The sequence below is a fragment of the Blautia luti genome (genome assembly GCF_033096465.1).
Classification (GTDB): domain Bacteria; phylum Bacillota; class Clostridia; order Lachnospirales; family Lachnospiraceae; genus Blautia_A; species Blautia_A luti.
Genome location: NZ_AP028156.1, coordinates 2,270,199 through 2,282,474 on the forward strand (window position 1 = coordinate 2,270,199; position 12,276 = coordinate 2,282,474).

Annotated in this window: 13 protein-coding genes, 1 other RNA gene and 1 pseudogene; 3 read left to right on the top strand and 12 right to left on the bottom strand. The window is 42.3% G+C overall.

Annotated elements, in window-relative coordinates:
• Positions 1–4 precede the first annotated feature (4 nt).
• Positions 5–103: pseudogene (locus R8695_RS17940) on the top strand (transposase); the annotation flags it as partial.
• A 254-nt stretch (positions 104–357) separates the two neighbouring features.
• On the opposite strand, the gene R8695_RS10550 reads toward R8695_RS17940, so the two are convergent.
• The 6 genes from R8695_RS10550 to R8695_RS10575 all read right to left on the bottom strand — a co-directional run bounded on the left by R8695_RS10550 (position 358) and on the right by R8695_RS10575 (position 6,501).
• Positions 358–1,986, bottom strand: coding sequence for a putative polysaccharide biosynthesis protein (locus tag R8695_RS10550; protein WP_118508756.1), 1,629 nt, complete (start codon positions 1,984–1,986; stop codon positions 358–360).
• Between the two features lie 44 nt (positions 1,987–2,030).
• A complete protein-coding gene (gene ung / locus R8695_RS10555) occupies positions 2,031–2,705 on the bottom strand; it encodes a uracil-DNA glycosylase (RefSeq protein ID WP_118508755.1) in 675 nt (224 codons plus the stop codon).
• Between the two features lie 20 nt (positions 2,706–2,725).
• On the bottom strand, positions 2,726–3,484 hold the full coding sequence (gene hisF, locus R8695_RS10560; protein ID WP_118508754.1) for an imidazole glycerol phosphate synthase subunit HisF: 759 nt from the start codon (positions 3,482–3,484) through the stop codon (positions 2,726–2,728).
• A gap of 1 nt (position 3,485) precedes the next feature.
• Positions 3,486–4,124, bottom strand: a complete 639-nt coding sequence (gene hisH, locus R8695_RS10565) for an imidazole glycerol phosphate synthase subunit HisH (RefSeq protein WP_118508753.1) — start codon at positions 4,122–4,124, stop codon at positions 3,486–3,488.
• Between the two features lie 134 nt (positions 4,125–4,258).
• Positions 4,259–5,824 carry a sensor histidine kinase gene (locus R8695_RS10570; RefSeq protein ID WP_118508752.1) on the bottom strand — a complete coding sequence of 522 codons (1,566 nt, stop codon included), beginning with the start codon at positions 5,822–5,824 and terminating at the stop codon, positions 4,259–4,261.
• On the bottom strand, positions 5,821–6,501 hold the full coding sequence (locus R8695_RS10575; protein ID WP_118508751.1) for a response regulator transcription factor: 681 nt from the start codon (positions 6,499–6,501) through the stop codon (positions 5,821–5,823). Before R8695_RS10575 ends, R8695_RS10570 begins: the two co-directional genes overlap by 4 nt.
• A gap of 252 nt (positions 6,502–6,753) precedes the next feature.
• Between R8695_RS10575 and ssrA the strand changes: the two genes are divergently transcribed.
• Positions 6,754–7,102, top strand: a transfer-messenger RNA (tmRNA) gene (ssrA, locus tag R8695_RS10580).
• A 71-nt stretch (positions 7,103–7,173) separates the two neighbouring features.
• Here the strand turns inward: ssrA and R8695_RS17880 are convergent.
• Together R8695_RS17880 and R8695_RS10585 are read right to left on the bottom strand one after the other, a co-directional pair.
• Entirely contained in the window at positions 7,174–7,392 is a 219-nt protein-coding gene (locus tag R8695_RS17880) for a peptidoglycan-binding domain-containing protein (RefSeq protein ID WP_167829745.1), read from the bottom strand.
• Positions 7,393–7,678: 286 nt separating this feature from the next.
• Entirely contained in the window at positions 7,679–7,990 is a 312-nt protein-coding gene (locus R8695_RS10585) for a GH25 family lysozyme (RefSeq protein WP_154779836.1), read from the bottom strand.
• 211 nt (positions 7,991–8,201) lie between these two features.
• Between R8695_RS10585 and R8695_RS10590 the strand changes: the two genes are divergently transcribed.
• Complete coding sequence (locus R8695_RS10590; RefSeq protein ID WP_154779837.1) at positions 8,202–9,320, top strand: ComEC/Rec2 family competence protein; 1,119 nt, start codon at positions 8,202–8,204, stop codon at positions 9,318–9,320.
• Positions 9,321–9,406: 86 nt separating this feature from the next.
• Here R8695_RS10590 and R8695_RS10595 read toward each other — a convergent pair whose 3' ends face one another.
• The 4 genes from R8695_RS10595 to R8695_RS10610 all read right to left on the bottom strand — a co-directional run bounded on the left by R8695_RS10595 (position 9,407) and on the right by R8695_RS10610 (position 12,240).
• Positions 9,407–10,414 (bottom strand): aldo/keto reductase, encoded by a 1,008-nt coding sequence (locus tag R8695_RS10595; RefSeq protein WP_154779838.1) that lies wholly within the window; start codon positions 10,412–10,414, stop codon positions 9,407–9,409.
• Between the two features lie 103 nt (positions 10,415–10,517).
• On the bottom strand, positions 10,518–11,075 hold the full coding sequence (efp, locus tag R8695_RS10600) for an elongation factor P (protein WP_118508747.1): 558 nt from the start codon (positions 11,073–11,075) through the stop codon (positions 10,518–10,520).
• A gap of 143 nt (positions 11,076–11,218) precedes the next feature.
• Positions 11,219–11,740, bottom strand: coding sequence for a shikimate kinase (locus tag R8695_RS10605; protein WP_118508746.1), 522 nt, complete (start codon positions 11,738–11,740; stop codon positions 11,219–11,221).
• Complete coding sequence (locus tag R8695_RS10610; RefSeq protein ID WP_154779839.1) at positions 11,737–12,240, bottom strand: YqeG family HAD IIIA-type phosphatase; 504 nt, start codon at positions 12,238–12,240, stop codon at positions 11,737–11,739. Before R8695_RS10610 ends, R8695_RS10605 begins: the two co-directional genes overlap by 4 nt.
• Positions 12,241–12,276: the final 36 nt, after the last annotated feature.

Genomic DNA, 12,276 nt, shown 5'->3' on the forward strand with positions numbered 1-12,276 from the left:
GCATCTGAAAATTAACTTTAGTTTCTATGAATTAAGTTTACCTGACGGCGATCCCGTCTATACCCTAAAAAAAGTGATGGAAAAATTAGATTTTTCAGGCTTGTTTCTTAAAATAAAACTATCCCAAATAAGCAGTAAAGCGTAAAATCCTCGTACTTGCCGGGATAGTTTTATTTGGAGCTGATGGTGTTAAAAATCATTACTAACCGACACCTCCTTTTATGTACATTATATAAGATGTTTTGATCTGATTTTTCAAACAAAAAGCCATATTTTCACCATCCATTTTGAAAATATAGCTGGATTCTGAAATATGGCTTTTTCATTTTCTAATTCTTATTTTTCATATTTTATTCTTTATACATTCTGCCAAAACGGAAGTTTCTCCGCAATTCTTACCAGATAACTGCCTCCTGGAATTCTTCTGAGTTCTGCTTCTGACGGTTTACTGATAACCAGATAAGCAAACAGATACACAACTGCCGCAATCGGAATAGAAACGATCAGACAAATGAAGTTGGATTTTACAAAAATATTCAGTCCATAACAGATACATCCTGCAACGATTCCCATAGGAATAGAAGCAAGAATCGGATACAGGTAACCTTTTTTCCACGGATTTTTATACTGAAGATATTTCTTCATCGCCAGGTCGTTCAATACACATACAACAATAGAATAAACCACCATCGCGATCAGCAGTGCATATACACCAAGGTTTGTTGTAAACAGCAGCACTACAACCACAATAATATCTACAGCCAGTGCAATCGCTGCTGTTACCACAGGAATTCTCTGCTGGCCGATTGCCTGAAGCACACCATTGGAAATATTGGACATTCCATTCAGCAAAATGGAAAATGATCCAAGGATCAGCAGGTTTGCTGCAAGTCCTGTAGAATTTCCATAAAGAAGAAATACGATTGGCTGTGCAAGTACTGCAAGACCCATTGCACACGGTGCAGAAACAACCATAGAGAGCTGTACCGTCTGGTCAATACATGCCTTTGTTGCCTCAATATCACCTGTTGCATATAATGAAGATACTTCAGGAATCATAGAAGTCGGCGCTGTACTAGACAGCGTCAGCGGAATATTAATAATAGTCATGAAATAAGTTGCATACTCCGCATAAAGAATACCGATCTGTGTAGCATCCCCGCCTCTTCTGCCAAGAATATCAGAGAAAAGATATCCATTGATATAAGCGTTAACATTATAGACAAATGCACTGAGGATAATTGGTGAAACTACGAGCACAATGACACGGAATATCTCTTTGTAAGATTCTTCCTGATGTCTGTGGTCCCTGTTCACACGATGCATGATCTTACCGCGGTTCACACCATAAACAAGAAGCATAAAGATCAGCGCCGCAACTACGCCGGCACCGGTTCCTACTGTAGAACCTGCTGCTCCCCATTTCGCAATGCTGTTCTCTGTACCGTCTGCAAAAACATTGATAAATCCCCATGCTGCCAGCAAACTGACTGCTGCATTAAATACCTGTTCCAGAATCTGGGAAATAGATGTAGGCATCATATTTCTGTATGCCTGAAAATATCCTCTGAATACACCCAGGATACCGGACAGGAAGATTGTCGGTGCAAGAATCTGAAGTGCCAGGATCGCATCTTTCTGATTCTTCGGAATGATCAGTCCTGCCCCGAAGAGACAGAACAAAGCGACCGCTCCTCCCACTACCATGGCATAGATCATGGCACCCTTGAAGAACTTATGCGCATTTCTGTAATCTTTCAGAGCAATACGCTCAGAGATTAGTTTTGACACAGCCTGTGGAATACTGAATGACGCGATCATAAGAAGGATCATATATGCGTTCTGCGCAAGGCTTGTATATCCCATTCCAAGACTTCCGATAATATTGGAAAGCGGACTCTTATACAGAAGTCCGATCACCTTGGAGATCATCGCTGCAATCATCAGAAAGGACGCATTTTTTACTAGATTATTTTTCTGATTCATGTTATTGCTGTGTGTCGTTTCCTGACTACACATTACCTCTTTTCTTATATATTTTCTATCTGCCAGTCGATCGGTTCCAGACCGTTGGCAACCAGAAATTCGTTCGTTTTGCTGAAATGCTTACATCCAAAGAAGCCTCTGTAAGCAGACAGCGGACTTGGGTGAGGTGCTTCCAGGATCAGATGCTTCGGATTGTTCAGCATAGATTTCTTCATCTGTGCCGGACGTCCCCAGAGCAGAAATACCATGGGACGATCTTGTTCATTCAGAACCTGAATTGCTGCATCTGTAAACTGTTCCCAACCAATCCCACGATGGGAATTCGCCTGATGGGCGCGTACAGTCAGAACGGTGTTCAGAAGAAGCACTCCCTGCTTCGCCCATTTCTCCAAATAACCATTATTCGGAATATAGCATCCGCAGTCATCATGAAGTTCCTGATAAATGTTGACCAGTGACGGCGGTGTCTCTACTCCTCTCTTTACAGAGAAACACAGACCATGTGCCTGTCCGTCATTATGATATGGATCCTGTCCAAGGATCACAACTTTTACCTCATGAAGCGGTGTAAAATGAAATGCATTGAATAAATCATCTGCAGGCGGGAAAATTTTTCTCGTCTGATATTCTGACATTACTGTCCTGTAAAGCTTTGCATAATATGGCTGGCGAAATTCTCCTTTCAATGCTTCCAGCCAGTCGCCTGTAATCGCTGACATAACAGTTCTTTCCCTCTTTTCTATTTTCTCACAGAGATCCCCTTATCTGCCAGATAATCCTTAACCTGGGAAATCTCCAGTTCTTTATAATGGAACAAAGACGCAGCTAACGCAGCATCTGCTCTTCCTTCTGTAAGTGCATCATAAAAATGCTCCAGTACACCTGCACCGCCAGATGCGATCACCGGAATGGATACTGCATCTGCGATCGCTCTGGTAAGCGCCAGATCATATCCTGCTTTCGTACCGTCACAGTCCATACTGGTAAGAAGAATCTCACCTGCACCGAGAGCTTCCACTTTCTTTGCCCATTCTATAGCATCAATTCCCGTGTCCAGTCTTCCGCCATGCTTATAGATATTCCAGCCGCCGTCTTCTCTTCTCTTTGCGTCAATGGCAACTACCACGCACTGGCTTCCGAATTTATCAGCTGCTTCGCTGATAAGCTCCGGTCTGTCGATAGCTGCGGAATTCACAGAAATCTTATCCGCACCCTCTCTTAACAGCTTCTTGAAATCGTCTACTGTACGGATTCCTCCGCCTACTGTAAATGGAATAAATACATTGGCAGCTACACGTCTAACCATATCTACTACTGTATCTCTCTGTTCACAGGATGCTGTGATATCAAGAAATACCAGCTCGTCTGCACCTGCTGCATCGTATGCCTTCGCAATCTCCACAGGATCACCGGCATCGCGAAGCTGGACAAAGTTCACGCCCTTTACCACACGGCCGTTATTTACGTCAAGGCAGGGAATAATTCTTTTTGTAAACATTTTATTTCCCCTCCTTTTCATTGTTTTCATCTTTTCCGATAGCTGCAAAGTTCTCAAGAATCTTCAGACCCCATTTGCTGCTCTTCTCCGGATGGAACTGACATGCAAATACATTGTCTTTCTCTACAGAAGCATGTATACATGTGCTGTATTCCGTAGTCGCTTTTACGATTTCAGGATCCTCTGCCTGAAGATAATAAGAATGAACAAAATACACATAAGTCTGTTCCGGAATGCCCTGAAAGAGTCTGCCGTTATTCTGAAGGTGCAAGGAGTTCCATCCCATATGAGGAATCTTAAGTCCCTGTGCAGGCGGGATCTTAACGATCCTGCCCTTCAGAATTCCAAGCCCCTCTACTCCCGGTGTTTCCTCGCTGCTGTCAAAGAGAAGCTGAAGTCCAAGACAGATTCCCAGAAATGGTGTTTTTTTCTCTACCAGTTCATGGATCACAGGTACCAGTCCGTATGTATGAAGATTCTCCATAGCCTGTCCAAAGCTTCCAACTCCCGGCAGGATTACTTTGTCCGCATTTAACAGAGTCTGCGGATCACGGGATACTACAGTTTCCTCTCCAAGATAATGAAGCGCTTTTTCCACGCTTTTGATATTTCCAGCATCATAGTCAATTATTGCTATCATGTTATCCTCCTGATGTCATTATCTGTTTTCCTCATTAGTACAGTATAACCCAAAAACAGACAGTTGCAAAGTGATTTCTTTGCTTCTGTCTGTTTTTTCTAAGCGAAATTATTTAATGTCTGCAATTTACTTTTTCACTGTCTGCAGTCCAGGGTAAACCAGAATTCTACACCATTATCATAATTGCATACTCCATATTTCTGGTTCATACCTTCAATAATTGCTTTGACAATAGAAAGTCCGATGCCGCTTCCGCCATACTCTCTTGTACGGGCTTTATCTACTTTATAGAATTTATTCCAGAGATTCGGCAGGTCTTCCTCCGGGATCGGAGTTCCTGTATTAAATACTGTTACCTTCACACAGTCACCCTCACGGAGTACTTTGATCTCTATCTTGCGTTCCCCGTCCAGATGATTCAGCGCGTTGCTTGTATAGTTAGTCACAACTTCTTCCGTCTTAAATTCATCTGCCCAGACATATACAGATTCTGTTTCCTCAAAAATGACAGTTGCCTCTTTCTGCTCGATCATAATATGCATAGAACCAAGTACTCCCCGGATCAGGGAAACAATATCAAAGCGCTCCATTACAGGTGCATCCTTGCCGGATTCCAGCTGGTTGAGCGTCAGCAGATTCTTGACCAGCTTATTCATCTTGGATGCCTCATCCATGATAACCTCGCAGTAAAATTCTCTGCTTTCCGGATCATCTGAAATGTTTTCATTCAGACCTTCTGCATATCCCTGGATTAAGGCGATCGGTGTTTTCAGTTCATGAGATACATTATCCAGAAATTCTTTTCGCATTTCATCAATTTTGATCTTATCCTCAATATCTTTCTGAAGTTTATTATTGACAGATTTCAGCTCTGAAATAGTACTCTCCAGTTTCCTGGACATTTTATTAAAGTTATCTCCCAGAACATCAATCTCATTTCCTGCATGGCTCTGATATCTCGCTTCGAAATCCAGGTTGGACATCTTCTCCGACAGTTTGGTCAGCTCACTGATAGGACGGGTAATCCTGCTGGTCACCACCAGGATGATCACACCGCTGATTACAATGATCGCTGCGCCTACGAAGAAATAGAAGCTGTTCGATATGGATGCACTTTCCTTAATGCTCTCTAACGGAGAACGGACCAGATAATAATATCCATTGTCAAACTGGCCCCAGCATTCTACATATTCCATACCTGCAAAACGATCATGCACCTGCCAGATCGTACAGTTATCTGTTTTTTTCAGAGTATGGCTGCGTTCCATATCCTTGTCCAGGTCATTAATATAGCCAAACAGCTTACTGCGGAGCATTTTCGCCATATTATTCTCTCCCCAGTAATAATAACCGCTGTTTTCCTCATTTACAATGATCCAGGTAAGATTGTTTCTGGAACTGCTGTGTTCAATCTCATCCGGTATCTCATCAGCTGCATTTTCATTATTGTTTCCGGAATCTCCATCAGAATCTTTATCATATTCAAGAAAATCATCCAGGTTCATCTGGGAAAGTACATTTCTGGCTTCCAGCAGTACTTCTACTTTTTTGGAAACATAATATTTCTCCAGAAACAGGCCATTGATCAGAGTGATTGTAAATATGGACAGTAGCAGAAGTCCAATAAACAACACAGATATCTGTCGTTTCAGTGAATGAAATTTCCTGGGCTTTTTGCGAGGTTTTTTCACGGTTTTCATTCTGTCACCTCGAATTTATACCCCATACCCCATACAGTTTTAATATACTCACCCTTATCGCCCATCTTACTTCTGAGTTTTTTTACATGAGTATCAATAGTTCTGGCATCTCCGAAATAGTCATAATTCCATACAGAATTAAGGATCTTTTCTCTTGATAAAGCAATTCCCTCGTTCTCAAGGAAATAGGTCAGAAGCTCAAATTCTTTAAAGCTCAGATCCATAGTTTTCCCATCCACAGTCGCCAGATGGGCAGCTTTGTCAATCACGATTCCTCCTGCTGAAAGAACATCCTCTGCGCTTCCCTGCCCTGTACGGCGAAGGATTGCTTCCACTCTGGCTACCAGAATTTTCGGACTGAATGGCTTGGATATATATTCATCCACTCCCAGGTCAAATCCTAATAATTCATCCCTCTCGTCACTTCTGGCTGTAAGCATAATGATAGGTACTTTTGAATTCTTTCGTATTTCACGGCATACTTCCCATCCGTCCATCTTCGGCATCATTACATCCAGAATGATCAGTGCAATATCTTTCTCTTCATAAAAGATATCCATTGCTTCTTCTCCATCACCAGCTTCCAGTACCTGAAAATTCTTTTTTGTAAGGAAATCTTTTACCAGCTTTCTCATTCGGCTTTCATCGTCCACTACCAGGATCTTCAATGCATCCATTTTATCTCCTCCGTTATCCTCACAGGCTGTTCTGCCTTTTAATTTTCTTATAGCGATATCATATCAAAGATTTATGTCTCTTTTGTGAACAATATTCTAAAAAAATGGTATTAAGAATTCCTGAAAACGAAAAAAGAATCCTTGACATTCGGCTTTTGTTTCCATATAATATAGAAACAGTGGGTATATGTTATATCTTTTATACTTTCGTCTGATCACCAGCAGGATGTTTTTACATCTCAGCCACATTCAGGGCTTGTACTGGTTTCGACGGGGGCTTTGAAGTTGAGGAAGCCATCCGCAGACTCCTGGACTGCGTACCAACCGGGAACCTAAATATAAACGCAGACGAACAGTACGCGTTAGCAGCCTAATTGCTGCTCGTCAGCCTTGATGCACTCACACTTCAAGGGTCTGGCGTCGACCATGTGAGAAACCTTGCCGGATAAGCTTTGCTCCGGTAGATGTATCATGAAGCTACTGAATCTGTAAGCCTGTCGGTGGGCGTACAGCTGAGGGAATGTTAAAACAGCGACTGTGATGGGAGATGCCTCAATGAATAGGCTTTCGGACGCGGGTTCAATTCCCGCCAGGTCCACTATTCAACAAACTGGCCAACTTACAGGAAATGCCGGAAACCCTTGAATTTACTGGGGTTCCGGCATTTTTTTTTCAGATCGCGATCAGGTCTTTCCAGGTTGCGGGTCCGCATACGCCGTCTACGGCAAGAACCTCTTTTCTGGATTCCTGATAGGTTTTGAGGGCGTAGATGGTGTTGGCATCTGCGGTCCAGGTGAGTTTCAGGGCTTTTCCGTTCTTGCCTTTGAAGCCTCTGGCTCTTAAGATCTCCTGGAGTAATAATACAGATGTGTTTTTGTCTCCTGATTTTATGGTTTCTGTTTTCCTGGCCGAATGCTTTCATAAAACACCAGGAAACAAATGCTCCGCACCACGGCTGTCCCTGATAAGACGTCTTTACGTCCCGCCAGTATTTTGTATAATTGTTTGATCCAGCATTTCCGGTTTTGCTGTCCAGATCCCGGGCTGATTTCTTTTCCAGATAGCCGATTTCCTTTTCTGCGATTTTCAAAACTGCATCAATGGCTTCACTTTTTGTTATAGATCTTTTTTCTCTGACAGATCTTTCACTTCACTGTAATCTTTATAAAATACATTTCTATCTACAGTTCCATTGATACCAGGGATTTTTGCCCTGGAACTGTACTGCCATCTTATAAATTTTCTCTGTCCCCAGGCTTCTCTGATTGTTCCATTCCAGATCCAACCACACAGGAAACAAAAGTTTTCGCCCTTTCAAAACAGAAATTACTTTTCTGGCTTCATTCTGCATTTCTGTGATGTTCATAGCATAAGAATATTTATATACCCCTGTTGAAATATTATATTTCTGACATTCCGTATAATTTCTCTCGAAATATCTGTCGATCACATTTTCCGCTTCTGCAATCCTGAAAATAGCAAAATCCATACCATAAGCAGCTACCGTCTTCCAGTCAATCTGCCCCTGCTATGCGGAAACATCAATCCCTCTGATCTCCATGTATCTCTCCTGAAAATCCTCTTTATTATCAGTATTCATTTTATTTTTAATCTGTGAATTTCCGCGAACTGTATAATGTTTTCTCTTCCAATACGTGGTATAATCATATTATTATATACTTAGGAGGAAGCTCTGTTATATGAAGAGAAAAAACAAATTACTATCACTATTTTTATCATTATTTCTTCTGCTGTTCACCCTGGCGCCCCAGACAGCTCTGACTGTTTATGCTGACAGCAATGATATGGCAGTTCATTTTCTTGATGTAGGCCAGGGTTCTGCCATTCTGGTACAGTCAGGCGGTCAGAATCTGCTTTATGACGGCGGTGATCAGAATCATGCGGATCAGGTAGTATCCTACTTACAGCAACAAAATATACAGAACATTGACTATATGATTGCTTCTCACTATGATGAAGATCATATCGGTGGTCTTGTCCAGTGTTTAAACAGCTTCACTGTATGCAATGTTTTCGGACCGGATTATGTCCATACTTCTGACCTGTACAATACATTCATGAATACTGCTACTGCGAATGCCATCATTGTACAGTATCCTTCTGTAGGTGATACTTTTGATTTCGGTACCGGCAGTTTTACTGTTCTCGCGCCAGACGGTATCAGCCAGAACAGCAACGATAACTCTCTTGTGATCAAGCTTGAAAATGGTTCAAACAGCTTTATCTTTACCGGAGATGCAGAAGAAACCAGTGAACAGGATATGATCAGCACAGGAATGAATCTTGACTGCGATGTTCTTTCTATCGGACATCACGGATCTGCAAGCTCAACTACCTGGGATTTTCTTGAAGCAACTTCTCCTTCTTACGCAGTAATAAGCTGCGGAACCAATAACCAGTATCACCACCCGTCGGCAGACACTATGGGCCGTCTGTCAGATATGGGAATCCCGGTATTTCGTACAGATAAGCAGGGAACGATTATTGCCGTATCCAACGGTACAACCATCAGTTGGTCACAGGATCCCTGCAATGATTATTCTTCCGGCGACAGCACCCAGGAAACCGAAACTACTGTTTCCGGATCGCAGTCTTATGCTTCCGAATCTTCGTCATACACTTCAGATGCGAAATCAGCAGAAACACAATCTTACGGAACAACTGTATGGATTCCTGCAACAGGAGAAAAATACCACAGCATTCCCAACTGCGGAAGAATGAATCCTGCCAAAGCCCGCCAGGTTACAAAATCCGAAGCAGAAGCCATGGGATACACCCCCTGTAGCAAATGCTACTGAATTCCGACTGATTCACTATCTGAATCAGTCAAAAAAACGGAAAGATCATTGAATTTGATCTTTCCGTTTTTCGATTCTATCTATTTTTATTCTCCGAACTGCTCTGCGCATTCTTTCATCATCTTTCGGATTGGAAGATGATATGGACATCTGCCTTCACAGGCACCACACTCGATGCAGGCAGATGCTTTTGCTGTCAGCGTACTGTAACGGTCTCTCGCCCAGTCCCCCAGATCATAACGATTCAGATAACCTGCAAAAAGGAATACACTCGGAATATTGATTCCCACACTGCATGGTGCACAGTAATTACATCTGCGGCAGAAATTGGTTCCCAGCTGTTCTCTTACTGCTGCCATCTCCCCAAGCTCTTCCTCACTTAAAGGAGATGGATCCAGACAGGCTTTCATGTTTTCTTCCAGTTCTTTTTCCTCTGCCATTCCCGGAATGACTATTGTCACATCAGGATTTGCACAAATATAGCGCAGAGCCAGAGTTCCATTCTCAATGGCGCCTCCTGCCAGAGGTTTCATATCAATAAATCCAATGTTTTTCTCTTTACACTTCGCGATCAGTTCCTCGCCCTGATTTTCTACGATATTATACGGAAACATGATCGTCTCCACCCAGTTAAGTTCAAGCGCCCGTCCAAATACTTCTGTAGAGTGAGCTGTCAGCCCGATATGCCCGATTTTTCCGGCTGCTTTAGCTTCCTGCAAAGCCTCCAGTGCCCCACCTGCTGCCAGTATCTGATCAAGCTGTTCCATACTTGGATTATGTACCTGGTACAGATCAATATAATCTGTGCGAAGATTCTTCAGACTTTTCTCAATATCTGCTGCCATCGCCTCTTTGGTTCTCGCCATGGATTTCGTTGCGATCACAAATTTATCCCGGATTCCCTTCAGCGCATAGCCCAGATATTCCTCACTGACTGTATATCCTCTGGCTGTATCAATATAATTCACTCCCGCTTCTGCCATCTTACAGACAAGCTTTCTTGTTCCTTCTGCATCAATTTTCTGAACAGGAATTCCACCCAGTCCCATTTTAGAAACTTTCAAACCAGTTTTTCCCAATGTCACGTATTCCATTTTTCGCCCTCCTGTATGACTTATCTCTGTATACAAAAACTGCCACCGGCTTTCGCCGATGGCAGACTGCATTCTTTGTATTTCGCTTTTACAGCTGTACAGTTTATACTCGGGAAAGATACTCCCCTGTTCTTGTGTCGATTTTCAGTTTATCTCCCTGGTTAACAAACAGCGGAACCTGAACCTGTGCACCTGTTTCTACAGTAGCCGGTTTTGTAGCACCCTGTGCTGTATTTCCAGCGAATCCTGGCTCTGTCTCAACTACTTCAAGTTCTACGAACAGAGGCGGCTCGATTGCGAATACGTTTCCGTTATGAGAACATACTTTAACCATTTCATTCTCTTTAACAAATTTAAGAGAATCGCCAACCTGATCTTTTGTAAGACCAACCTGATCATAAGTTTCTACGTTCATGAAATAGTATAAATCACCATCGTTGTACAGATACTGCATATCCACACGCTCAATACGTGCTGCCGGGAATTTCTCTGTAGGACGGAAAGATTTCTCCAGAACTGCTCCTGTAATGATGTTTTTGTATTTTGTTCTTACAAAGGCAGCGCCCTTTCCTGGTTTTACATGCTGGAATTCAACGATCTGACATACGTTTCCATCAATTTCAAGTGTGATACCGTTTTTGAAATCACCTGCTGAAATCATAGTTATATTTCCTCCTTAATAGTACAGTTCAACGTTACTGCCTGCGATCTCTGCAGTAACTGCTCAATAGTGTGTGTCTATTCATTCTTCAGTCCTGTGACACACTCTTATCTGATTTTATAATATTCTGGTACTTTTTTCAACTATTTTTTTATATATGTTTTCAATTTTTCTTCAAGCTGACCGATCAGTTCTTCAAAAGGCTTGTCTCCGGTGATCATTTCAACATCTGCAAATTTCGCATACACCGGATCTCGCTGTTTGAGAAGTTTCTTGATCTTGTCCGCCTTATCAGCACCCTCGATCAGTGGGTTGCTGCTGGAATTTTCCAGACGTTTTTTTAGTGTCTCATAAGATCCCTTCAGATACACCACTGTTCCCAGTTTCTTAATGTATTTCTCATTCTGCTCCTGCATAGGAAGACCTGAACCAAGGGAGATCACCTTCTGCTCCGGATCCTCGATCAGGGCTTTTACTGCTGTGGTTTCCAGGGCACGGTAAAACGGTTCCCCAAATCTGTCAAAAATCTCCTTTGATGAAAGGTTCATCTTCTTTGTTACTACACGGTCGATATCCACGAATGGAATATCAAAGTCTTTCGCCAGCCTTTTGCCGACTCTTGTCTTTCCTGAACCCATAAATCCTATGATCACGATATGGTTCATGAATTCCCCTCCTCTTTATGGTAAAAATATAAAACAATTTTTTCAAGGTAGCGCTTCAGCACAATCTGTATCTCCTCTTTCGAGTCAATAGGTTTAACCAGAATATTCCTTATTCCGGCTCTCTTCGCCCCGTATATATCCGTAAACAACTGATCTCCTATGAAGATCGTGTTACTCCTGTCTGTTCCCAGAAGTTCCATTGCCCGGATATAGTTCCTTACCGAAGGTTTATGTGCATTTTCGATGAAGTGCTCTCCTATCACATCGTTAAAAGATGCTACTCTCTCGTACTGGTTATTTGAAATAAAACAGCATTTAAATCCCAGTTCTTTTAAATGTGAAAACAACGCACAGGCCCTTGCATCTGCCGGGGCTCCATGGGGTACCAGTGTATTGTCAATATCAAACAAAAGCCCCCTGTAACCCTGCTCATACAGTCTGTCAAAATCAATCACATACGTAGAATCCAGATATTCGTCTGGAAAAAAACAATTAAACATTCCTTTTTGTTCCTTTAGTCACTCGGATATTTGCGG

Bases quoted from the DNA above. Each gene is read 5' to 3' on its own strand.
- hisH (WP_118508753.1), bottom strand. From the start codon at position 4,124: ATGATAGCAATAATTGACTATGATGCTGGAAATATCAAAAGCGTGGAA.
- efp (WP_118508747.1), bottom strand. From the start codon at position 11,075: ATGATTTCAGCAGGTGATTTCAAAAACGGTATCACACTTGAAATTGAT.
- R8695_RS10570 (WP_118508752.1), bottom strand. From the start codon at position 5,824: ATGAAAACCGTGAAAAAACCTCGCAAAAAGCCCAGGAAATTTCATTCA.
- ung (WP_118508755.1), bottom strand. From the start codon at position 2,705: ATGTCAGCGATTACAGGCGACTGGCTGGAAGCATTGAAAGGAGAATTT.
- R8695_RS10575 (WP_118508751.1), bottom strand. From the start codon at position 6,501: ATGGATGCATTGAAGATCCTGGTAGTGGACGATGAAAGCCGAATGAGA.
- R8695_RS10610 (WP_154779839.1), bottom strand. From the start codon at position 12,240: ATGTTTAATTGTTTTTTTCCAGACGAATATCTGGATTCTACGTATGTG.
- R8695_RS10550 (WP_118508756.1), bottom strand. From the start codon at position 1,986: ATGAATCAGAAAAATAATCTAGTAAAAAATGCGTCCTTTCTGATGATT.
- R8695_RS10605 (WP_118508746.1), bottom strand. From the start codon at position 11,740: ATGAACCATATCGTGATCATAGGATTTATGGGTTCAGGAAAGACAAGA.
- R8695_RS10590 (WP_154779837.1), top strand. From the start codon at position 8,202: ATGAAGAGAAAAAACAAATTACTATCACTATTTTTATCATTATTTCTT.
- R8695_RS10595 (WP_154779838.1), bottom strand. From the start codon at position 10,414: ATGGAATACGTGACATTGGGAAAAACTGGTTTGAAAGTTTCTAAAATG.
- hisF (WP_118508754.1), bottom strand. From the start codon at position 3,484: ATGTTTACAAAAAGAATTATTCCCTGCCTTGACGTAAATAACGGCCGT.
- R8695_RS10585 (WP_154779836.1), bottom strand. From the start codon at position 7,990: ATGGATTTTGCTATTTTCAGGATTGCAGAAGCGGAAAATGTGATCGAC.